The organism is Burkholderia ubonensis (assembly GCF_902833085.1).
In the GTDB taxonomy this organism is placed as follows: domain Bacteria; phylum Pseudomonadota; class Gammaproteobacteria; order Burkholderiales; family Burkholderiaceae; genus Burkholderia; species Burkholderia ubonensis.
This window is the reverse complement of the sequence record NZ_CADFEB010000007.1, coordinates 245,497-267,526: the sequence shown is the minus strand read 5'-3', so window position 1 is coordinate 267,526 and position 22,030 is coordinate 245,497. Positions and strand designations below refer to the sequence as shown.

The 22,030-nt window shown below is 69.8% G+C and carries 22 protein-coding genes; 11 read left to right on the top strand and 11 right to left on the bottom strand.

The genetic code is table 11. The features are described from left to right. Window positions 1-56: 56 nt before the first annotated feature. Together ilvN and HWX31_RS21080 are read right to left on the bottom strand one after the other, a co-directional pair. Entirely contained in the window at window positions 57-548 is a 492-nt protein-coding gene (ilvN, locus tag HWX31_RS21085; protein ID WP_006398781.1) for an acetolactate synthase small subunit, read from the bottom strand. Window positions 549-659: 111 nt separating this feature from the next. Further along, the gene (locus HWX31_RS21080; RefSeq protein ID WP_174965176.1) at window positions 660-2,423 is read right to left on the bottom strand and encodes an acetolactate synthase 3 catalytic subunit; all 1,764 of its coding nucleotides are present in this window, start codon (window positions 2,421-2,423) and stop codon (window positions 660-662) included. A gap of 352 nt (window positions 2,424-2,775) precedes the next feature. On the opposite strand from HWX31_RS21080, the gene HWX31_RS21075 reads away from it, so the two are divergent. The 11 genes from HWX31_RS21075 to HWX31_RS21025 all read left to right on the top strand — a co-directional run bounded on the left by HWX31_RS21075 (window position 2,776) and on the right by HWX31_RS21025 (window position 12,189). Next, complete coding sequence (locus HWX31_RS21075) at window positions 2,776-3,339, top strand: RNA polymerase sigma factor (RefSeq protein ID WP_174965175.1); 564 nt, start codon at window positions 2,776-2,778, stop codon at window positions 3,337-3,339. Next, window positions 3,336-3,764: a DUF3619 family protein gene (locus HWX31_RS21070; RefSeq protein WP_174965174.1), complete on the top strand. Its 429-nt coding sequence runs from the start codon at window positions 3,336-3,338 to the stop codon at window positions 3,762-3,764. Before HWX31_RS21075 ends, HWX31_RS21070 begins: the two co-directional genes overlap by 4 nt. A 28-nt stretch (window positions 3,765-3,792) precedes the next feature. Next, entirely contained in the window at window positions 3,793-4,557 is a 765-nt protein-coding gene (locus tag HWX31_RS21065; RefSeq protein WP_175933953.1) for a DUF3106 domain-containing protein, read from the top strand. A gap of 6 nt (window positions 4,558-4,563) precedes the next feature. Continuing rightward, window positions 4,564-5,064 carry an RDD family protein gene (locus HWX31_RS21060; RefSeq protein WP_059716020.1) on the top strand — a complete coding sequence of 167 codons (501 nt, stop codon included), beginning with the start codon at window positions 4,564-4,566 and terminating at the stop codon, window positions 5,062-5,064. A 163-nt stretch (window positions 5,065-5,227) separates the two neighbouring features. Further along, window positions 5,228-6,163, top strand: a complete 936-nt coding sequence (locus HWX31_RS21055; RefSeq protein WP_174964920.1) for a UDP-2,3-diacylglucosamine diphosphatase — start codon at window positions 5,228-5,230, stop codon at window positions 6,161-6,163. A gap of 45 nt (window positions 6,164-6,208) precedes the next feature. Next, window positions 6,209-7,243, top strand: coding sequence for a glycosyltransferase family 4 protein (locus tag HWX31_RS21050; RefSeq protein ID WP_174964919.1), 1,035 nt, complete (start codon window positions 6,209-6,211; stop codon window positions 7,241-7,243). Next, the gene (locus HWX31_RS21045; RefSeq protein ID WP_060004985.1) at window positions 7,240-7,800 is read left to right on the top strand and encodes a diacylglycerol kinase; all 561 of its coding nucleotides are present in this window, start codon (window positions 7,240-7,242) and stop codon (window positions 7,798-7,800) included. Before HWX31_RS21050 ends, HWX31_RS21045 begins: the two co-directional genes overlap by 4 nt. 187 nt (window positions 7,801-7,987) lie before the next feature. Then, entirely contained in the window at window positions 7,988-8,728 is a 741-nt protein-coding gene (locus tag HWX31_RS21040; RefSeq protein WP_174964917.1) for a TetR/AcrR family transcriptional regulator, read from the top strand. Continuing rightward, entirely contained in the window at window positions 8,725-9,306 is a 582-nt protein-coding gene (locus tag HWX31_RS21035; protein WP_174964915.1) for an LOG family protein, read from the top strand. The genes HWX31_RS21040 and HWX31_RS21035 overlap by 4 nt, the downstream gene beginning before the upstream one ends. A 16-nt stretch (window positions 9,307-9,322) precedes the next feature. Continuing rightward, entirely contained in the window at window positions 9,323-10,084 is a 762-nt protein-coding gene (locus tag HWX31_RS21030; protein WP_059613122.1) for an SDR family oxidoreductase, read from the top strand. A 227-nt stretch (window positions 10,085-10,311) separates the two neighbouring features. Then, a complete protein-coding gene (locus HWX31_RS21025) occupies window positions 10,312-12,189 on the top strand; it encodes an ArnT family glycosyltransferase (protein WP_174964913.1) in 1,878 nt (625 codons plus the stop codon). Between the two features lie 52 nt (window positions 12,190-12,241). Here the strand turns inward: HWX31_RS21025 and HWX31_RS21020 are convergent, their stop codons facing one another. From HWX31_RS21020 to HWX31_RS20980, 9 genes are all read right to left on the bottom strand, one after another. Continuing rightward, a complete protein-coding gene (locus HWX31_RS21020) occupies window positions 12,242-12,868 on the bottom strand; it encodes a DUF924 family protein (protein WP_174964911.1) in 627 nt (208 codons plus the stop codon). After that, entirely contained in the window at window positions 12,865-13,596 is a 732-nt protein-coding gene (locus tag HWX31_RS21015) for an alanyl-tRNA editing protein (RefSeq protein WP_174964909.1), read from the bottom strand. The genes HWX31_RS21020 and HWX31_RS21015 overlap by 4 nt, the downstream gene beginning before the upstream one ends. Before the next feature lie 103 nt (window positions 13,597-13,699). After that, window positions 13,700-14,110 carry a group II truncated hemoglobin gene (locus tag HWX31_RS21010; RefSeq protein ID WP_042585938.1) on the bottom strand — a complete coding sequence of 137 codons (411 nt, stop codon included), beginning with the start codon at window positions 14,108-14,110 and terminating at the stop codon, window positions 13,700-13,702. Window positions 14,111-14,153: 43 nt separating this feature from the next. Further along, entirely contained in the window at window positions 14,154-16,658 is a 2,505-nt protein-coding gene (locus tag HWX31_RS21005) for an ABC transporter permease (RefSeq protein WP_244143793.1), read from the bottom strand. A gap of 107 nt (window positions 16,659-16,765) precedes the next feature. After that, window positions 16,766-17,380: a DUF4126 domain-containing protein gene (locus HWX31_RS21000; protein WP_174964906.1), complete on the bottom strand. Its 615-nt coding sequence runs from the start codon at window positions 17,378-17,380 to the stop codon at window positions 16,766-16,768. Window positions 17,381-17,567: 187 nt separating this feature from the next. Further along, window positions 17,568-17,888 (bottom strand): quaternary ammonium compound efflux SMR transporter SugE, encoded by a 321-nt coding sequence (gene sugE / locus HWX31_RS20995; protein ID WP_174964904.1) that lies wholly within the window; start codon window positions 17,886-17,888, stop codon window positions 17,568-17,570. A gap of 117 nt (window positions 17,889-18,005) precedes the next feature. Beyond that, complete coding sequence (locus HWX31_RS20990) at window positions 18,006-18,293, bottom strand: putative hemolysin (protein WP_174964902.1); 288 nt, start codon at window positions 18,291-18,293, stop codon at window positions 18,006-18,008. 126 nt (window positions 18,294-18,419) lie between these two features. Further along, window positions 18,420-19,118, bottom strand: coding sequence for a two-component system response regulator KdpE (gene kdpE, locus HWX31_RS20985; protein WP_059613032.1), 699 nt, complete (start codon window positions 19,116-19,118; stop codon window positions 18,420-18,422). Continuing rightward, window positions 19,111-21,966, bottom strand: a complete 2,856-nt coding sequence (locus HWX31_RS20980) for a sensor histidine kinase (protein WP_174964900.1) — start codon at window positions 21,964-21,966, stop codon at window positions 19,111-19,113. Before HWX31_RS20980 ends, kdpE begins: the two co-directional genes overlap by 8 nt. Window positions 21,967-22,030 lie beyond the last annotated feature (64 nt).

Genomic DNA, 22,030 nt, shown 5'->3' with positions numbered 1-22,030 from the left:
CAGATGGAGTACTGCGGGCCGGGACATGACGGCGCACCCGGCGTGCCTGTTCGGCATCACACCTTCAGGATGCGCTCGCCGCGTCCGATGCCGGAACTGCCGGTGCGCACGGTCTCGAGGATCGCGCCCGCGTCCAGCCCCTGGATGAATGCGTCGAGCTTGTCGCTCGCGCCCGTCAATTCGATCGTGTAGGTCTTTTCGGTCACGTCGATGATGCGGCCCCGGAAAATGTCCGACATCCGCTTCATCTCTTCGCGCTCCTTGCCCACTGCACGTACCTTGATCAGCATCAGCTCGCGTTCGATGTGTGCACCGTCGGTCAGGTCCACCACTTTCACCACCTCGATCAGGCGGTTCAGATGCTTCGTGATCTGTTCGATCACGTCGTCGGAGCCGATGGAAACGATGGTGAGCCGCGACAGCGATTGGTCTTCGGTCGGCGCCACCGTCAAGGTTTCGATGTTGTAGCCGCGTGCGGAAAACAGGCCGACCACGCGCGACAGCGCGCCCGGTTCGTTTTCCAGCAGGACGGAAATGATGTGTCTCATGTTCGCTTCTTCCAGAATGTGTCCGTGTCGATTAGCCCGCGTCGCGCGCCGCCGCGTGCCGCACCGCCCTTCGTGAAGGCGGCCGCATCCGGCCGGGCGCGCGTCGCGCCGTTACAGGTCTTCCGATCCGAGCAGCATCTCGGTGATGCCCTTGCCGGCCTGGACCATCGGCCAGACGTTTTCGGTCGGATCGGTCTGGAAGTCGAGAAACACGGTGCGGTCCTTCAGGCGCAGCGCTTCCTTCAGCGCCGGCTCGACGTCCGCAGTCTTTTCGATGCGCATGCCGACGTGGCCGTACGCCTCGGCGAGCTTCACGAAGTCCGGCAGCGCATCCATGTACGAATGCGAATAGCGCTTGCTGTATTCGATCTGCTGCCACTGGCGGACCATGCCGAGGTAGCGGTTGTTCAGCGAAATGATCTTGATCGGCGTGTCGTACTGCAGGCAGGTCGACAACTCCTGGATGCACATCTGGATCGAGCCTTCGCCCGTGATGCACAGCACGTCGTCGTCCGGGTGCGCCATCTTGACGCCCATCGCCGCCGGCAGGCCGAAGCCCATCGTGCCGAGGCCGCCGGAGTTGATCCAGCGACGCGGCTTGTTGAAACGGTAGAACTGCGCGGCCCACATCTGGTGCTGGCCGACGTCCGAGCACACGAACGCGTTGCCGTCCGTCAGCTCCCACGCCTTCTCGACCACGTACTGCGGCTTGATGATCTCGCTTTCGCGGTCGTACTTCAGGCAGTCCTTCGCGCGCCAGTCTTCGATGTCCTTCCACCACTGCGCGAGCGCTTCGGTGTCCGGGCCGTGCTCGGCCGTCTGCAGCTGCTCGATCAGCTCCTTCAGCACTTCCTTCACGTCACCGACGATCGGGATGTCGACCTTCACGCGCTTCGAGATCGACGACGGGTCGATGTCGATGTGGATGATCTTGCGCGGCCGCGACGCGAAGTGGGCCGGATCGCCGATCACGCGGTCGTCGAAGCGCGCGCCGATCGCGATCAGCACGTCGCAGTGCTGCATCGCCATGTTCGCTTCGTAGGTACCGTGCATGCCGAGCATGCCGAGGAACTTCTTGTCCGACGCGCGATAGCCGCCGAGGCCCATCAGCGTGTTGGTGACCGGATAGCCGAGCAGGTCCGCGAACTGGTTCAGCTCGCGCGACGCGTCGGCGAGGATGATGCCGCCGCCGGTATAAATGTACGGGCGCTTCGCCGACAGCAGCAGCGACACCGCCTTGCGGATCTGGCCCGAATGGCCTTTCGTGACCGGGTTGTACGAGCGCAGCGACACGCTCTTGACGGGCTCATAGCGGCACGGCGTCTTCGAGATGTCCTTCGGGATGTCGATCAGCACGGGGCCCGGACGGCCGGTGCGGGCGATGTAGAAAGCCTTCTTGACTGTTTCCGCGAGGTCGCGCACGTCCTTCACGAGGAAGTTGTGCTTCACGCACGGACGCGTGATGCCGACGGTGTCGCACTCCTGGAACGCATCCTGGCCGATCGCCGCGGTGGGCACCTGGCCGCTGATCACGACCATCGGGATCGAATCCATATAGGCCGTCGCGATGCCGGTCACCGCATTGGTGACGCCGGGGCCGGAGGTCACGAGGCAGACGCCGACCTTGCCGGTGGAGCGCGCATACGCGTCGGCTGCGTGCACGGCCGCCTGTTCGTGGCGCACCAGCACGTGCTGAATCTTGTCCTGCTTGTACAGCTCGTCGTAGATATAGAGAACCGAGCCGCCGGGGTAGCCCCAGATGAATTCGACGTTTTCGTCGGCCAGTGCCTGCATGAGCACGGTGGCGCCGATCGAGTCGCTATCGGGAGAGGAAAGGGGTTCCGACGTGGAGAATTCCGCGCTGGGCATGTTCATCGTTGACCTATCGAATTTTCGGCAAAAAATTGATCGGGTGCTCTCTGCCGGGCTTGTGGCTCGGGTTCAAGCGGCGCGTCCAGTTTGAAGGGCGGGCTTCTTGGGCCAGCCTCAAATGAGACCATCACTTATGTTGCGAACGGACGACGATAGCCGGTCGCGCGAACGCCGTCAAGCAAAATGTCCCGCAGTGCATCATCGCCGCCCGCGGGCGGCCCCGCGGCGCGGTTCGCGCGCAACGCGCCGCGCCCAACCCGGTGCCAAGCAGCGCGAAAATTTGTTAGCATCCGCGGGTTTTACGAAATTTTTCGACCTTCTTCACGCGGCAGTCCGCAGCGCATACCTTCACGGAATGGCATCAGACAAGGAACTCGCCGACTTTCTGGCGGGCGTCGAAAGGCGCGCGTTCAAGCAGGCTGCGTACGCGGTACGCGACGACGATGCGTCGCTCGACATCGTGCAGGACGCGATGATCAAACTGGCGGAAAAGTACGGCGACCGCCCGGCCGCCGAGCTGCCGCTGCTTTTTCAGCGGATCCTGCAGAACGCGATCCACGACTGGTTCCGCCGGCAGAAGGTCCGCAACACCTGGGTCACGCTCTTCTCGTCGCTGAACAATACGGACGACGATGACTTCGACCCCCTCGAAACGCTCGAGGCGGCCGACCAGACGCCGGGCGTCGAGAGCAGCGAGCACCGCCTCGAGCGGGAGCAGGTTCTGGCCCTGATCGACGAGGAAATCCAGAAACTTCCAACGCGTCAACGGGAAGCGTTCCTGATGCGTTACTGGGAAGATATGGATGTCGCCGAGACTGCCGCCGCAATGGGGTGCTCCGAAGGCAGCGTCAAGACGCATTGCTCGCGAGCCACCCACACGCTGGCGGAAGCGCTCAAGGCCAAAGGAATCACGCTATGAGCTCCGCTCCCGCAAACCGAGAACTCGAAATCGCGCTGAAGGTGCGCCGCGCGCTCGATGAGCGCGCGGCCGCGCTGCCGGCCGCCACCACCGACCGGCTGGCCGCCGCCCGCCAGGCCGCGCTTGCGCGCAAGAAGCCGGAGCCCGTGACGGCGCCGGTGTTCGTCCCCGCGTTCGCCGGCGCAGCCGGCGCCTACGGCCCGGTGGTCACGCCTGCGCGCCAGCCGGTGTCGCTCGCGCGCCGCCTGCTGCGCGCGTGGCCGCTCGCGCTGCTGCTCGCCGGCCTTGTCGGCATCGCGTACTGGGAAGACATGCAGCGCACTGCCGAGCTGGCCGACATCGACGCGGCGATGCTCAGCGACGACCTGCCGCTGAACGCGTACCTCGACCACGGGTTCAACGCGTATCTTTCGCACGCCCACTAATCAGACAAGCAACGAGGGGATCGCACGGGTGAGTCAGAAGCGCGGCCTGGCCGTATTTTTCGGATGCGTGATCGCGATCGCCGTCGCCTACGTCGCCACGTACCCGCGTTTCCACCCGCAACCCGAGGCGGTCGCCGTCGCAACCAACGCGCCTGCGCTCGCGTCGGCCGCCATCGCGCTGACCGCCGACCTCGCCCCGCTGCCCGCTGCCGCCGGCCCGCTGTCGTGGGCGCGCCTGACGCCCGCGCAGCACGTCGCGCTCGCGCCGTTCGCCGACCAGTGGGACGCGTTCAGCGACGCCCGCAAGCGCAAATGGCTGAAGATCGCGGCGCGCTACCCGAAGATGACGCCCGATGCGCAGAAGCGCCTGCAGGAGCGCATGGCCGAATGGGTCAGGATGACGCCCGAGCAGCGCCGCGTCGCGCGCGAGAACTACCAGACCGCGAAGGACCTGTCCGCGCAGGCGCGTGAGCGCGCGTGGAAGGCCTACCAGCAGTTGCCCGAGGAACAGAAGGAGCGCCTCGCGGCGGCCGAGCGCCGCCGCCGGCCGACCGTCGTCAGCGCGCCGCCGACCGGCAAGGGCGACCGCGACGTCCGCCGCCTCGTGAACGCGCACGAGCATCCGGCGAGCGGCGCGAGCGTCGTACCGCCTGCGCCGCCCGCGTCGAGCGGCGCCGCAGGCGCAACCCCGGCGCCGGCCGTCGCTTCGGCCACCGCCGGCGCAGCCCCGGCGCCTGCCGCGCCGGCGCCCGTGTCGCCCGCCGACGCGCCGTCGCTGTTCAAGGGCTCCTGAGCGGCCGTGCCGCGCACGAGCCCGCCTCCGGCCACCCCGCCGTCCGTCCGGCGGCGTCTCGCCGCGCTGCTCTACGAAGGCGTCCTGCTGTTCGGGATCGTGTTCTTCGCGGGCCTCGCGTTCGCGCTCGCGACGCAGCAGCGCAACGGCCTCGTCCATCACAACCTGCTCGCCGCGTGGATCGCGCTCGTCGTCGGCGCGTATTTCGTCTGGTTCTGGACGCACGGCGGCCAGACGCTGCCGATGAAAACCTGGCGCCTGAAGATCGAATCGGCGAGCGGCCGGCCGCTGAGCGCCGGCCACGCGCTCGTTCGCTACGCGCTCGGCTGGCTGTGGTTCCTGCCGCCGCTCGCGCTGCACCCGCTCCTCGGCCTGTCCGTGCCCGTCACGCTCGCGCTCGCCGGCGCGTGGATCGCCGTGTGGGCCGGCGCGGCGCGGCTGCATCCGGACCGCCAGTTCCCGCACGACCGGCTCGCGCGCACCCGCGTCGTCGCGCTGCCGCGCTGACCGTCACCGCCCCGGACGGGCCGCCCCGCCGCGTTCGCGCGGCGCTCGAAAATTCACCCCTGAACGGCGCCTGCGCGCCGTAATAAGAACGTCTTGTGACTGTCACGTCACAGTCACGCCCGCATGGCGCAATGCCGGTAATGTCAACCGGCGCGAGTCATGCATGGGCCAGAAACCGTCCGCGACCTCCCTGTTTCGTCACCCCCTCGGCGCCCGCGCCGCCACCGCCTTCCTGTCCGGCTCGGCCGCGGCCGACGCCCTCTCGACACATGAACCGCCCGACGCGTCCGCCACGCAGCGCGACGATCACGAGCCGTCCGCGCATCGCTACCGCACCATCTGGCTGTCCGACATCCATCTCGGCTCGAGCGGCTGCCAGGCCACGTACCTGCTCGATTTCCTGCGCCACAACGATTCGGAATACCTGTACCTCGTCGGCGACATCATCGACGGCTGGCAGCTGAAAAAAGGCTGGTACTGGCCGCAGGCGCACAACGACGTCGTGCAGAAGATCCTGCGCAAGGCCCGCAAGGGCACGCAGGTCGTCTACATCCCGGGCAACCACGACGAAGGCGCGCGGCAGTTCTGCGACCTCGCGTTCGGCGACATCCAGGTGCGCGGCGAGGCGTTCCATACGACGCTGTCGGGCAAACGTTTGTGGATCGTGCACGGCGACCTGTTCGACGGCGTGATCCAGCACGCGAAATGGCTCGCGTACCTCGGCGACACGCTCTACACGCTGATCCTCGTGCTGAACCGCTGGTTCAACCGGATCCGCAGCCGGCTCGGCTTCCAGTACTGGTCGCTGTCGCAGTACCTGAAGCACCAGGTGAAGAACGCGGTCAACTTCATCTCGCAGTTCGAGACCGTGATGACCGACGAAGCGCGCCGGCGCGGCTGCGACGGCGTCGTCTGCGGCCACATCCACAAGGCGGAGATCCGCGACATCGACGGCGTGCTGTACTGCAACGACGGCGATTGGGTCGAAAGCCTGTCCGCGCTCGTCGAAACGATGGAAGGCGAGCTCAAGGTCGTCTACTGGACGGCGATGCGCACGCCGTCCGCGGCCGTCTCGCGCAAGACCAAGGCTACGGCCTGACGCCCCGCCCCCTCCCCGGCACTCACTTACAGGACACATGCCGCGATGAAGATCATGATCGTCACCGACGCGTGGGAACCGCAGGTCAACGGCGTCGTGCGCACGCTGAAGAGCACGTCCCGCGAACTCACGGCCCTCGGCCACCGCGTCGAACTGCTGACGCCGCTCGAATTCCGCACGGTGCCCTGCCCGACCTATCCGGAAATCCGCCTGTCGATCCTGCCGTACCGCAAGCTGCGCGCGCGGATCGACGCGTTCGCGCCCGACGCGCTGCACATCGCGACCGAGGGGCCGCTCGGCCTCGCCGCGCGCCGCTATGCGCGCGCGCGCAAGCTGCCGTTCACGACCGCGTATCACACGCGCTTCCCGGAATACGTGCAGGCGCGCTTCGGCATCCCGCTGGCCGCGACCTACCGCTTCCTGCACTGGTTCCACGCGCCGTCGCTCGCGGTGATGGCGCCGACGCCGGTCGTCAAGCACGACCTCGAGCAGTACGGCTTCACGAACGTCGTCCTGTGGACACGCGGCGTGGATCTCGATATCTTCCGGCCCATGGAGTCCAAGGTCCTCAACACCGCCCGGCCGATCTTCCTGTACGTCGGCCGCGTCGCGATCGAGAAGAACGTCGAAGCGTTCCTGCGGCTCGACCTGCCCGGCTCGAAGTGGGTCGCGGGCGAAGGCCCTGCGCTCGCGGAACTGAAGTCGCGCTATCCGGAGGCGAACTACCTCGGCGTGCTGTCGCAGGCCGAGCTCGCGAAGGTCTACGCGGCCGCGGACGTGTTCGTGTTCCCGAGCCGCACCGACACCTTCGGGCTCGTGCTGCTCGAGGCGCTCGCATGCGGCACGCCGGTCGCGGCCTACCCGGTCACCGGCCCGATCGACGTGCTCGGCGGCGGCAACGCGGGCGCGATGCACGAGGACCTGCAGGAAGCCTGCCTCGAAGCGCTGAAGATCGAGCGCGCGACCGCCCGCGAGTGGGCGGAGCGCTTCTCGTGGCGCGCCGCGTCCGAGCAGTTCGCGTCGCATCTGAAACCGCTGCCGAAGGACGTATACACGACCACCGAAGGTGCTGCAGTTTGAAACGAGACCCGCACGACCAGATTCCCCCACCGCCCGCGCCACCGCAACGGCACCGGCCGTTCGACGAGGATGAACCGTCGGGCGGCGATCCGTCGGGCGGCGAGCCGCATGCCGACGCGGCAGCGCACGAACCGCTCGGCACCGACGATCCGCTCGCGCCGCTGCCGCCGAATCCGTACAAGCGCAACCGCGGCCTCACGCGCGCGTGGTACGCGCTCAAGCATTCGCTGAACGGTTTCCGGGTCGCGATCCGCGAGGAAAGCGCGTTCCGCCAGGAGCTGACGCTCGCCGCGCTGATGCTGCCCATCGGCGCATTCGCGCCGGTGCCCGCCGCATCGCGCGCGCTCCTGATCGCGTCGGTGCTGCTGGTGCTGATCGTCGAGCTGCTGAACTCGAGCGTCGAAGCGGCGATCGACCGCATCTCGCTCGAGCGCCACGAACTGTCGAAGCGCGCGAAGGACCTCGGCAGCGCGGCCGTCACGGTTGCGCTGTTCGCGTGCGTGACGACGTGGGGCTTCGTGCTCGGCCCGGTCGTCGCGCGCTGGCTCGGCTTCTAGCGGCCGGCGCGCAGCAGTGCCGCGGCGCAACAACGCCGCGCAGACCCTCCGGATCACGAAATGCACCGGACCGGCGAAACCCCGGTTTATAATCGTCCGCCAGACATAGAACAGTAACCCGCGCCGGACGATTCACGCAGCATCGATTGCAGCGCCCGCCAGTCCGGCATACACAGGGCCGGACGACATGGAAGCGAAACCTCCCCGCCGCACCCGCGAACGGATTCTCGAGCTGTCGTTGAAACTCTTCAACGAGATCGGCGAACCGAACGTCACCACCACGACGATCGCCGAGGAAATGGAAATCAGCCCAGGCAACCTCTACTACCATTTCCGCAACAAGGACGACATCATCAACAGCATCTTCGCGCAGTTCGAGCAGGCGATCGAAAAGCGCCTGCGCTTCCCCGAAGATCACCGTCCGACGATCGACGAAACATGGTCGTACCTGCAGTACATGGCCGACTTCATGTGGACCTACCGTTTTTTGTATCGCGACCTCAACGACCTGCTCGCGCGCAACCGCACGCTGGAGACGCACTTCAAGCAGATCATCAGCCACAAGGTGCGCTTCGCGCGCGAGATGTGCGAACTGCTCGTGTCGGATGCCGAGATGGTCGCGACGCCCGCCGAGATCGCGGTGATCGCGACCAACATGGCCGTGATCTCGACCTACTGGCTGTCGTACCAGTACGTGATGCACCCGCGCAAGTACAACGACCAGGACGCGATCCGCGAGGAGCTGCACCAGGTCAGCATGCACGTGATCTCCGTGATGGCGCCGTACCTGCGCGGCCGCTCGCGGCAGCTGTTCGACGATCTCGTGTCCGGCAAGCTGCCCAAGCGCGAATTCGCCGACTACCTGCCGCCGCGCGACGGTTCGCCGCGCGCCGGCGGGCCGGCCCTCGTCAAGGACGCGAAGCAATGAAGGCCGTATGCGTGTACTGCGGGTCGTCGCCCGGCGTGCGGCCCGTCTATGCGGAAGCCGCGCGCGCGTTCGGCCGCGCGCTCGTCGATGCCGGCCTCACGCTCGTCTACGGCGGCGGCCGCGTCGGGCTGATGGGCACGATCGCCGACGAAGTGATGGCGGCCGGCGGCCGCGCGGTCGGCGTAATCCCCGAGCTGCTCGTCGACAAGGAAGTCGGCCACACCGGCCTGTCGGAGCTGCACGTGGTGCCGGACATGCATCACCGCAAGAAGATGATGGCCGACCTCGCCGACGGGTTCGTCGCGATGCCCGGCGGCGCCGGCACGCTAGAGGAATTCTTCGAGGTCTACACGTGGGCGCAGCTCGGCTATCACCGCAAGCCCGTCGCGCTCTACAACATCGACGCGTTCTACGATCCGCTGATCGCGCTGCTCCGGCATACGGTCGACGAAGGCTTCATGCGGCCCGCCTATTTCGACACGCTGTGCATCGACGCCGATCCGGCCGCGCTGATCGGGCAGCTGCGCGGCTACCGGCCGCCCACGCGCGACAAGTGGGCGCCCGACGAAACCGAATGACGTGGAGCCGCGTGCGATGACCGAACCGTCCGAACGCAAAGTCGTCCTGATCACCGGCGCGAGCCGCGGCATCGGCCGCGCATGCGCCGTGCTCGCGGCGGCGCGCGGCTGGGACGTCGGCATCAACTATGCGCGCGACGCGGCGGCGGCCGACGCGACCGCGGCCGCCGTGCGCGACGCGGGCGGCCGCGCGTGCGTCGTGGCCGGCGACGTATCGAGCGAAGCGGACGTCGTCGCGATGTTCGACACCGTCGTCGCGACGCTCGGCCGGCTCGACGGGCTCGTCAACAACGCCGGCATCGTCGCGCCTTCGCTGCCGCTCGCCGACATGCCGGTCGAACGGCTGAAGCGGGTGTTCGACACCAACGTGCTCGGCGCGTATCTGTGCGCGCGCGAGGCCGCGCGCAGGCTGTCGACCGATCGCGGCGGCCGCGGCGGCGCGATCGTCAACGTGTCGTCGATCGCGGCCCGGCTCGGCTCGCCGAACGAATACGTCGACTATGCGGGGTCGAAGGGCGCGGTCGATGCGCTGACGATCGGCCTCGCGAAGGAACTCGGGCCGCACGGCGTGCGCGTGAACGCCGTGCGGCCGGGTCTGATCGAAACCGAGATCCACGCGAGCGGCGGCCAGCCGGGCCGCGCCGGCCGCCTCGGCGCGCAGACGCCGCTCGGCCGCGCAGGCGAACCGCAGGAGGTCGCCGAGGCGATCGTCTGGCTGCTCGGCGATGCCGCGTCGTATACGACCGGCGCCCTCCTCGACGTCGGCGGCGGCCGATAGCCCGCCGCTGCGACCGAATGTCGCACCCTCCCCTTCCCCCTTGCCGCGCCTTACATCGCTACAAAACTCCACAATTCCGCAACAGATTGTGTAAACATCCGTAACAATTTCGTGGTCTACTAGCAGGCAATTCGACAGCCGGCGGCGCCGCCTGTCCGTCGCCGCCGACGCGCGGCCTCCATTGCCCCGGGCCCATGCCGCCGGGCGGCTCGACCAGAGATTTTTCCATGCAGGGATCCGCAGCATCCAGCCGGCGGCGCACGTCCGTGCCCGCCTCGGCTCAGCACGTCCTCTCATCCGCCGAAACCGACCTCTCCGGCCCCGTCCACGTCGGCCGCGCATCCGCCGCGACGGCGCCCGCGCGCAGCCATGTCGCACGGGTCGGCTGGCGCGCGTGGCTGCTGGTTGCCGCCGTGTTCTGCGCGTACATGCTGCCCGGCGTGCTCGGCCATGATCCGTGGAAGCAGGACGAAACCTACACGTTCGGCATCATCCAGCACATGCTCGAGACCGGCGACCTCGTCGTGCCGACCAATGCCGGCGCGCCGTTCATGGAAAAGCCGCCGCTCTACGCATGGGTCGCAACGAGCCTCGCATGGCTGCTGCAGCGCGTGCTGCCGCTGCACGACGCGGCACGGCTCGCGAGCGCGCTGTTCGCAGCGCTCGCGTTCGGCTTCACCGCGCGCGCGGCGCGCGTCGCGAGCGGCGCGGCCAGCTGGTTCGACCTGAAGGTGATCGGGCCCGTCGCGCTGTGCGCGAGCAGCCTCGTCGTCGTCAAGCACGTGCATGACATGATGACGGACGTCGCGTTGTTCGCCGGCACGGCAATCGCGTTTTGCGGCCTGCTTGAACTCGTGATGCAGCACCTCGCCCGCGCGCGGCACGCGCAGCTCGGCCTGCCGGTCGGGCCCGGCAACCGCTGGGCCGCCCCGATGTTCGGCGCGGGCGTCGGCGTCGCGCTGATGGCGAAGGGGCTGTTCGTGCCGCTGGTGTTCGGCGCCACGCTGACCGCCGTGCTGGCGCTCTATCCCGAATGCCGCACCCGCGCGTTCGCGCGCGCGCTCGGCATCGCCGCGCTGGTGTTCGCGCCGTTCGCGAGCATCTGGCCGACCGCGCTGTTCCTGCGCTCCGAGACGCTCTTCCTCACCTGGTTCTGGGACAACAACGTCGGCCGCTTCTTCGGCTTCTCGGTGCCGCAGCTCGGCGCGGAAAACGACAAGCCGCTGTTCATCCTGCGCGCGTTCCTGACCGTCGGCATCCCGGTCACGCCGCTCGCGATCGTCGCGTTCGCACGCGGCGCATGGCGCGACTGGCGCGCGCCGCGCATCGCGCTGCCGGTCGTGTTCGCCGGCGTCGGGCTGACGGTGCTGGAAGTGTCCGCGACGTCGCGCCAGCTCTACATCCTGCCGTTCTTCGCGCCGCTCGCGCTGGTCGCCGCGCAGGCGATCGACCGCCTGCCGCAAAAGCTGCACGTCGCGTGGGATTACCTGAGCCGCGCGCTGTTCGGCAGCATCGCGGTGCTCGCATGGACGATCTGGTCGGTGATGGCCGATCCGGCCGCGTCGCGCGAACGCCTCGCGCCGCTCGGCCGCTGGCTGCCGCTCGACTGGACGATGCCGATCGAACCGGGCCTCGTGCTCGGCGCGCTCGCGCTGACGGTCGGCTGGCTCTGGCTGCTGCCGACGCTGCGCACGATGGGCCGCTGGCGCGGCGCACTGTCGTGGGCGTCGGGCGCGATCGTCGCGTGGGGCCTCGTCTATACGCTGCTGCTGCCGTGGCTCGATGTCGCGAAAAGCTACCGTTCGGTGTACGAAGACCTGAACGCGCACCTCGCGCTCGAATGGAACGACGGCGACTGCATGGCGAGCCTGAACGGGCTCGGCGAGTCGGAAGCGCCGATGCTCTACTACTTCTCCGGCATCCTGCACCGGCCCGTCTCCGACCCGGCGGCGACGCGCTGCACGTGGATGATCGTCCAGGGCGTGCGTGCAGTCGATCCGTCGCCGGGCAGCGAATGGAAGCTGTTCTGGACGGGCGCCCGGCCGGGCGACGACAACGAGATGCTGCGCGTCTACGTGCGCACGCCGGAGCAGCACCCGCAATGACGGTGGTTGAAGGCGCGCCGCGCCTTCAACCGGCACGCCCGCCGCCCACCACTCAGAACGACGACCCCGGCTCGCGCAGGAACGCGGCCTCCTCCGCGGTCGACGCGCGCCCGAGAATCGCGTTCCGGTGCGGGAACCGGCCGAAGCGCGCGATCACGTCAGCATGCGCCAGCGCGAAATCGTGATACCCGGCGCATCCCGCCTCCTCCCTGATCCCCTCGCACAGCCGCACGGCCTCGCGCTGGCTGTCCGGCGACTCGTCGTGCTCGAACGGCAGATAGGCAAATGCGCGGTGATGGCCGCTCGGCAGGCCGGCATCCCACCCCGCGGCGACCAGCCTGCGTGCGACCGCGAGCGCCTTCGGGTCCGCGGCGAACGCACGCGGCGTGCCGCGATGAACGTTGCGCGAGAACTGGTCGAGCACGACGATCAGCGCGAGCGCGCCGAGCGGCGACACGGCCCAATGGTCGCAGGCGCCGTCGCACGCCGCGTCGAGCAGCGCGCCGTAGCGCTCTCGCAGCACGGCATCGAGCGCCGCGCCGCCGTTGAACCAGATCTTGCGCGGGTGGCCGAATTCCGCCGAGCCGGGCGCGCCGAACCAGAAATCCAGCACGTCGCGGGCGCGCGGATCGAGCGCCGCCTCGTCGTCGTGCGTGTCGTTCACGCCATTCACCGTCATGCAAGCTCCAGGACGACGCGCCGCGTGCGCGCGCTCTTCTTTTCGAGTTTCGCGACCCTCAGGCCGCCGATCTCCGACGTGTTGCGCACGTGCGTGCCGCCGCACGGCTGCAGGTCGACGCCGTCGATCCGCAGCAGCCGCACGCGGCCGAGGCCCATCGGCGGCTTCACGCTCATCGTGCGCACGAGTTCGGGCCGCGCGGCCATCTCGTCGTCGGTGATCCATTCGGTCGTGACCGGATGCGCGCCGCCGATCAATACGGCCAGCCGGCGCTCGACGTCGTCGCGGTCGATCGGCTCGGCCGTCGCGAAGTCGAGCCGCACGTAATCGGCCGTCACGCTGCAGCCGTCGACCGGATACGGCAGCACCGCGCACATCAGGTGCGCGGCCGTGTGCAGCCGCATGTGCCGGTAGCGGCGCGCCCAGTCGATTTCGGCGACCACGCGCGCGCCGGGCGCGAGCGCCGCGATGCCCGCCTCCTGCCCCGGCACCGGCACGTGCGCGGCGTCGTCGGGCGTCGCGCCGTCGAATTTTGCCTTGCGCGTGTCGGCGATCGCGATCGATGCGCCGTCCGGCAGCGTCAGCATGCCGCAGTCGCCCGCCTGGCCGCCGCCAAGCGGATAGAACACCGTGCGGTCGAGCTGGATGCCGTCTTCGCCGACCGCCGTGACGATCGCGTCGCAGCGCATCAGGTACGCATCTTCCCGAAACAGGGCATGGGTCGTCATCTGGCAGGTCTCGTCGTGAATGGGGAACGACCATTGTCACGCGCGGCGCGGCCGCCGCCCAGACGCACTCCGGGCGGCAGCCGGGCGACGGCGTACCGGCCGATCAACCGGGCCGGTTGCGCATCCAGTCGGCGGTGTCGTAGAACGAGTGCATCAGCCGCTCGCGCAGCGGCTCGGGCAGGCCGACGTCCTCCATCGCCCAGGCCATGCAGCGCAGCCACTGGTCGCGCTCGACCGACGCGATCGGGAACGGCAGGTGCCGCGCGCGCAGGCGCGGGTGGCCGAAGCGGCTGATGTAGTGATCGGGCCCGCCGAGCCAGCCGCACAGGAACCAGAACAGCCGGTCGCGGGAGCCGTCGAGCGACGCCGGGTGCAACGCGCGGATCTGCGCGAATTCCGGCTCGAGGTCCATCAGGTCGTAGAAGCGGTCCACCATCTCGCGCACGCGGCCTTCGCCGCCCACGAGTTCGAACGCCGTCGGTTGCGACGGCGCGTCGTCATTCACATCGGTCATACGAATCAATCGGAAATCGGGTATTCGGGACTGCCGGCGACGCTCATGCGTCGCGCAGCGACTGCAGCGCGGGGCGCCGCAGCACATTATGCAGGCTCAGCCAGCCGGCCGCACCCGCGCACGCGACGCCGGCCGCGATGCCGGCCGGCACGAGCCACGGATCGACCGCGAGGCGGAAATCGAACACGCGCGCCGCGAGCACCCAGCCGACGCCGATCGCGCCCGCCGCCGCCAGCGTGCCGGCCAGCGCGCCGACGACGATGAATTCGGCGCGCTGCACCGCGCCCACCTGCGCACGCGACGCGCCGAGCGCGCGCAACAGCGCCGCCTCCCTCACCCGCTCGTCGCGCGAGCCGGCGAGCGCCGTATAGAGCACCAGCACGCCGGCCGCGAGCGTGAACACGAACAGGAACTGCACCGCGCCGATCACCTGCACCATCATGCGCTGCAGCTGCGCGAGGATCGGCGCGACGTCGATCGCGGTCAGGTTCGGGTAGCGCGCGATCAGCGGATCGAGCAGCGACGCGCGCGCGGCCGGCAGGTGGAAGCTCGTCAGGTAGATCGCCGGATAGTCCTTGAGCGTCGCGGGCGGCATCAGCACGAAGAAGTTGACGCGGAACGTGCCCCAGTCGAGCTTGCGCACGCTCGTGACCGGCGCCTCGACCGGCAGGCCCGTCACGTCGAAGCGCAGCACGTCGCCGGGCTTCACGTTCAGCATCTGCGCGAGGCCGGCTTCGATCGAGATCTGCGGCGTCGTCGCCGTACCGAACCAGTCGCCGGCCGTGATCCGGTTGTCGGGCGGCAGCTCGGTCGTATACGACAGGTTGAACTCGCGGTCGACGAGCCGGCGCGCGTCGTCGTTCTGGTAGGCGTCCGGATTCACCGGCTTGCCGTTGATCGCGACAAGACGGCCGCGCACCATCGGCGCGGGCGCCGCATCGCGCACGCCGTGCGCGGCGAGATACGCGGCGACGTCGGCGCGCTGGTCCGGCTGGATATCGATCAGGAACTGGTTCGGCGCGTCGGGCGGCGTCGACTGCCGCCAGCCGGCGACCAGGTCGTTGCGCGTGATCGCGATCAGCAGCAGGCACATCAGGCCGAGCGCGAGCGCGGTGATCTGCAGCGAGCTCGCGGTGCCGCGCCGGTGCAGCGACGCGAGCGCGTAGCGCCAGCCGAGGCCCGCCGCGACGCGCCCGTTGCGCACCGCGCGCACGGCCGCGAACAGCACGAGCCTCGCGATCAGCGCGAAACCGACCAGCGCGCCGGCGAACCCGCCCGCGACGATCAGCCCGAGCTTCAGGGTGCCCGCGGCGGCGATCAGCAGCCCGGCGAACAGCACGATGCCGACCGCATACGCCGCCCACGCGATGCGTGCCGCGTCGCCCCATTCGCGCCGCAACACGCGCACCGGCGGTACGCGCGTGAGCGGCGCGAGCGGCGGCAGCGCGAAGCCGAGCAGCAGCACCAGCGCCGCGCCGATGCCGATGGCGGCCGGCCACGGCGTCGGCGGCGGCAGCACGACGTCGATCAGGCTGCCGAGCGACGCGAGCAGCATCCAGTGGCCGCCGTAGCCGAGCACCGCGCCCGCCACACCGCCCACGATGCCGATGCCGAGAAATTCGAGCGCGAACAGCGCGCCGAGCGTGCGGCGGCTGACGCCGAGGCAGCGCATCGTCGCGCAGCCGTCGAGATGGCGCCGCATGTAGCGCTGCGCGGCCATCGCGATCGCGACCGCCGCGAGCAGCGCGGTCAGGAGCGCGACGAGCGTCAGGAAATGGCGGGCGCGGTCGAGCGTCTGGCGCACCTGCGGCTGCCCTTCCTGCAGCGATTCGAGGCCGACGCCGCGCAACCTGCCGCCGTCGACGCGCAGGTGCGCGTACGCCTCGAAGCGCGCGACCGCATCGGCATCGCCCGCCACCAGCAGGCGATAGGTGACCCGGCTGCCGTAGCCGGTCAGCCCGGTCGCGGCCAGCTCGTCGGCGCGCATCATCAGCCGCGGCGAGAAATTGACGAACGAGAAGCCGCGATCGAGTTCGCGGACGATCGACGCCGCGACCGTGAACGTGCGCAGCCCGACGCGCACGGTGTCGCCGGCCTTCAGGTGCAGCGCGTCGAGCAGCGCGGGATCGGCCCAGACCGTGCCGGGCGAGGGAATCGCGGCCGCCTTGCGCGCGGGCGCGCCCCCGGCCGGCGCGATCTCGACCGCGCCGCGCAGCGGGTAGTCCGGCGACACCGCCTTCACGGCTGCGAGCCGCGCGGGCGGCGCGTCGCCGGTCGCCTCGCCGACGGTCGAGCCGATCATGCTGGGAAAGATGGCCGTGGTCGCGGTGCGCAGCCCGAGCGAGCGGGCCTGCCGGTCGAACGAGGAGTCGACCGGACGATCGCCGCGCACGACGAAATCGGCGCCGAGCATCTGGCGCGCATCGCGCTCGAGCCCCTGGCGCAGCCGGTCGGCGAGGAAGCCGACGCTCGTCAGCGCGGCGACCGCCAGCACCAGCGCGAGCACGAGCAGCGTCAGCTCGCCCGCGCGCCAGTCGCGCGCGGTCATGCGGACGGCCTGCCGGATCAGGTCGCGCCGGCCGAATCGCCCGGCATGCGCCGCGCCGGCCGCGTCATCGCGCCCACCGGATGGCCTCCCCACGGATGGCCGCCCCTTCAATCGCGCTTCCCGGCCGAATTGAGCCGCGACACCATGTGGTTCGCCATGCCCCGGAAGCCGCCCGACACGCCGCGCCACAGGCGCGGCAGCGCCCACGCCGAGCACGCGATGAAGGCCGCGAGCAGCACGAGGAACAGCAGCGGCGCGAAGAACGCGAGCGCGAGCCCGCCGAACACGAGGCCGTCTTCGGTCGACGACGCGATCCAGTTCGAGATCGGCTCGGGAGACAGGTTGATCAGCGCGCGCGTGCCGGCCTTCGTGATGTGCGCGGCGCCGGCGAGCGAGCCGCCCGCGAGCCCGGCGACCGCGAGCACGGTCGGGTCGGCATGGCCGAGCGCGCCGGCCGCGAGCACGGCGCCGGCCGGGATGCGGATGAAGGTGTGCACCGCGTCCCACAGCGAATCGAACGCGGGAATCTTGTCGGCAAGGAATTCGGTGATCGCGAGCAGCGCCGCGGCGCCGATCACCCATGGCGACGTGAGGACGGCAAGCGTATCGGGCAAGTGGAGCCAGCCGGCGCGCGCCAGCACGCCCGCGATCAGCACCGTCAGGTACAGGCGCAGGCCGCTCGCCCACGCCAGCCCCGCGCCGAGCGAAATGGCTTCGATCATGGCCCTCTCCTTGCGCGTGACATGCGCGTCGCCGATCGATTCTGGATGTGGCCGGCCGCGCGGCGCGTGGCGCCGGCGGCATGCCGTGTCGCGCCCGGCGCGCGACGCAACGGCAATCAGGCTCGAATGCGTTCCATTATAGACAGCCTCGCCGCGCGTCCGGCGCAAATCCCCATGAGGAAAAACCTCAGGCGGCCGACGAAAGCTTGAGGCCGATCAAGCCGGCGACGATCAGCGACGCGCTCGCGACGCGGGCGACGGTCAGCGCCTCGCCCATCATCACGATGCCGAACACGAACGCGCCGACCGCGCCGATGCCGGTCCACACCGCGTACGCGGTGCCGAGCGGCAGCTGGCGCATCGCAACCGCGAGCAGCCCGAAGCTGGCCAGCGCGGTGATGATCGTAAACACCGACGGTCCGAGCCGGGTGAACCCTTCCGACGATTTCATGCCGGCCGCCCAGGCCACTTCCAGCAAACCGGCGATCAACAACAATACCCACGCCATCTCGACGCGACTCCATGGATCGGATGGGGTCGTCCCCGTTGAATCGAACGGCCCGGGGTCGTCCCCGGGCGGCGCCGAGTATAGCAAGCGGCTGGTGGATGCGACGGCGCGGCACGCTCACTTCGACACGCGTTTCGGCGCGCCGGCGCCGACGCAGCGATCGTCGCGGTACAGCGCCCATTCCTCGCACACGCGGCCGTCCTTGAACACGCAGATGCCGACGTCGCCGCCCGGCGTGTTGCGGACCGCATGGCGCCCGCCGAGCTTCACGCAGTTCGCCGACGCCGGATTGGCCAGCGCGGTCTTCGGCGCGGGCTGCCCGGGCTGCCCGGGCGGCAGCGGTTGCGCGGCTGCGCCGGATGCGGCGAGGGCCAGCACACAGGAGAAAGCCAGACGGACGGTCATCGCATGCTCCTCGTTCGGTTTGCGCAACGGCCAGCATAGCGGGGAATCGGCTGCCGGTGTGCGACTTCGGGGCCGGTTCACGCGGCCCGCGCGCCGGCAAGCGAGGGCGGCGGCACGACGCGGCGCTCAGGCCGCGCCGACCAGCCGGTAGCCGACGCCCGTCTCGGTGACGATGTATTCGGGTTGCGCCGGGTCGCGCTCGAGCTTCTGGCGCAGGTGCGCCATGTAGATGCGCAGGTAGTGATGGCTTTCGACGTGCGACGGCCCCCACACGTCGCGCAGCAGCTGGCGGTGCGTCAGCACGCGGCCCGCGTGGCGCACGAGCGTCGCGAGCAGCCGGTATTCGAGCGGCGTCAGGTGCACGATCTCGCCGTCGCGCCAGACCTGCCGCATCGCGAGATCGACGCTCACCGCGCCGAAGCTCACCTTCGGCGACTCGTTCGCGCCGCCCTGGTTGCGGCGCCGCAGCTGCGCGCGAATCCGCGCGCGCAGCTCGGACACGCCGAACGGCTTGGTCAGGTAGTCGTCCGCGCCGGCGTCGAGCGCGGCGACCTTCTCCTCCTCCTGCGTGCGCGCGGACAGCACGATCACCGGCACCTCGGACCAGCCGCGCAGCTCGCGGATCACGTCGAGGCCGTCGGTGTCCGGCAGGCCGAGGTCGACGATCACGAGATCGGGCTTGCGGGTCGCCGCGTCGATCAGCCCCTGCTTGCCGGTCTCGGCCTCGAACACGGCGATGTCCTCCTCCTCGAGCGCGGCGCGCACGAAACGGCGGATCTGTTTTTCGTCCTCGATCAGGACGACGGTCAGGCTCGGTTCACTCATGGTCTTGCGGAGGTTCGGATGATGACGGCGCGAACGGCAGCGCGTGCAGTGCGTCGGCTTCGTCGTCGGACACGGCGGGCGCCGCCGGCGGCGTGTCGACCGGCAGCGTGAACCAGAAGCGCGCGCCCGTCACGCAGCCGTCGGGCCCGATGCGGTTGAGCGCGCCGATTCTACCGCCGTGCGCCTCGACGATCGCGCGGCAGATCGCGAGCCCGAGGCCGATGCCCGGCGTCGCCGATTCCTTCTCGCCGCGCGTGAACTTGTCGAAGATCCGCGTTTCCATGCCCGGCGGCAGGCCCGGGCCGTGATCGTCGACGTGCACGCGCACGAACGGCAGGCCGTCCTCGGTCACGCGCTGGGCGCCGATCTCGAGCGGCGTGTCGGCCGGCGTGTATTTCGCGGCGTTCTCGAACAGGTTGGTGAAGAGGCGCTCCATCAGCACCGCGTCCATCTGCAGGAGCGGCAGGTCCGCCGGCAGCGCGACGCGCGCCGGATGCCGCGCGAGCACGCGCCGGCACGCGGCGAGCGCCGCGCCGACGGTCTCCTCGAGCAGCGACCACTGGCGCTTCAGCTGCAGGCTGCCGGCCTGCAGCCGCGCCATGTCGAGCAGGTTCGTGACGATGCCCGTCATCCGCAGCGCCTCGTCGTGGATCGCCTCGACGAGCTCGTCCTCGCGCGGCCCGTGCCGCGGCGCGGCCGTGGCGTCGCCGCGCGGCGCGGCCGCGCGCGCGTTCGCGAGCATCGACGAGAAGCCGACGATCGTCGTGAGCGGCGTGCGCAGGTCGTGCGAGATCGCCGACAGCAGCGAGTTGCGCAGCCGCTCCGACTCCATGCTGACGAGCGCGTCGCGCGCGATCTCGACGTAATGCACGCGCTCGATCGCGAGCGCGATCTGCGCGGCGAAAGCGTCGAGCATCCGCTGCTGCTCGGGCTCCTCGAGCTCGCGCGGGTCCGTCGACACGATCGCGAGCACGCCGCGCGTGCGCATCGGCGCCTTCAGCGGCAGGTACAGCGCGGCCGTCGCGGGCAGCGTGTCGGTGCCGTGGCCGGCCGGCTTCTGCTGGTCGTACACCCACTGGCCGACGTCGTTGTCGAGATCGGAGCCCGTCAGCGTGACGGCCGCGTCCGGCTCCTCGATCTTCTGCTGCACCTTGTCGGCGCTGTCCGGCAGCAGGATCGCGACGCGCGCGCGGAACACCTCGCTCACGTGCCGGCTGCCGATCTCGACGATCTGCTCGGTCGTCAGCGCCGCCGCCAGCTCGCGCGCCATCGCATAGATCGCGCCCGTGCGGCGCTCGCGCCGTTGCGCGATGCTCGCCTCGCGGGTCAGCGTCGACGTCAGGTGGCTGATCACGAGCGACGTCAGCAGCATCCCGAAGAACGTCAGCAGGTACTGCGTGTCGCTGACCGAGAACGACATGCGCGGCGGCACGAAGAAGAAGTCGAACGCGGCCACCGACAGGAACGACTGCAGCACCCCCGGCCCGCGCCCGAGGCGCACCGCCGAGAACACGACGCCCAGCAGGTACAGCATCACGAGGTTGGTCAGGTCGAGCCGCTCGGATACGGCGGTCGCGACCATCGTGATCGCCGCGCAGATCGCGGCCGCGTACGCATAGTGCCGCGGCGGCGAGCGGTGGCCGCCGAGGCGCGCGAACGCGTCGCGCCAGTCGCGCGCGCGCGCGTCGAGGGGGGCCGCGCGCACCTCGTCGCTCGCGGACGCGCGGATCAGCATCAGGTCGACGTCGCCCGCGCGCTCCGCGAGCTTCTCGCCGAACGGCCGCACGAACCAGCGCGCGAGCCCGGTCTTGCGCGAGCCGCCCGCGACGACCTTCGACACGTTGCGCACCTTCGCATAGCCGATCAGCGCGGCGACCGCGTCGCCGCCGGCGAGCGTGGCCGTCTCCGCGCCCAGCTCGGCGGCGAGCTTCAGCGCGTTCAGCGTGCGCTCGCGCTGCGCGTCGGGCAGGCGCTGCAGCCGCGGCGTCTCGACGTAGACGGCGATCCAGTCGGCCTTCAGGCTCGCGGCGAGCCGCGCGGCCGCGCGCACCAGCGTCGGCGCCTCGGGCCCCGGCCCGACGCACACCAGGAGCCGCTCGCGCGCCTGCCAGATGCGCTGGATCGAGCGGTCGGCGCGGTACTCGCGCATCTGCGCGTCGACGCGGTCGGCCGTGCGCCGCAGCGCCAGCTCGCGCAGCGCGATCAGGTTGCCCTTGCGGAAGAAGTTGCGCACCGCGCGCTCGGCCTGCTGCGCGAGATAGACCTTGCCGTCGCGCATCCGCGCGAGCAGCTCCTCGGCGGGCAGGTCGACGAGCGTCACCTCGTCGGCCGCGTCGAACACGCGGTCGGGCACGGTCTCCCACACGCGGATGCCGGTGATCGCGCCGACCACGTCGTTCAGGCTCTCGAGATGCTGGACGTTGACGGTCGTGTAGACGTCGATGCCCGCGTCGAGCAACTCGTAGACGTCCTGCCAGCGCTTCAGGTGGCGCGCGCCCTGCACGTTCGAATGGGCGAGCTCGTCGACGAGGATCAGTTCGGGCTTGCGCGCGAGCGCGGCGTCGAGATCGAATTCGGCGAGCGCGCGGCCGCGGTAGTCGAGCTTCGCGAGCGGCAGCACGTCGAGGCCGTCGAGCAGCGCGGCGGTTTCGCTGCGGCCGTGGGTCTCGACGATGCCGACGACGACGTCGACGCCTTCCTGCTTGCGCTGGCGCGCGGCCTGCAGCATCGCGTAGGTCTTGCCGACGCCCGCGGAGGCGCCGAAGAAGATCTTGAGCTGGCCGCGCCGCTGCTTTTCTTCGTCACGCTGCAGCTTGTCGAGAAGTTGGTCGGGATCGGGGCGGTTCATGCGTCAGAGGAACGAAACGCGCGATTCGCGCGTGTACGAGCATTGTTGATCCAAATCGTCATAA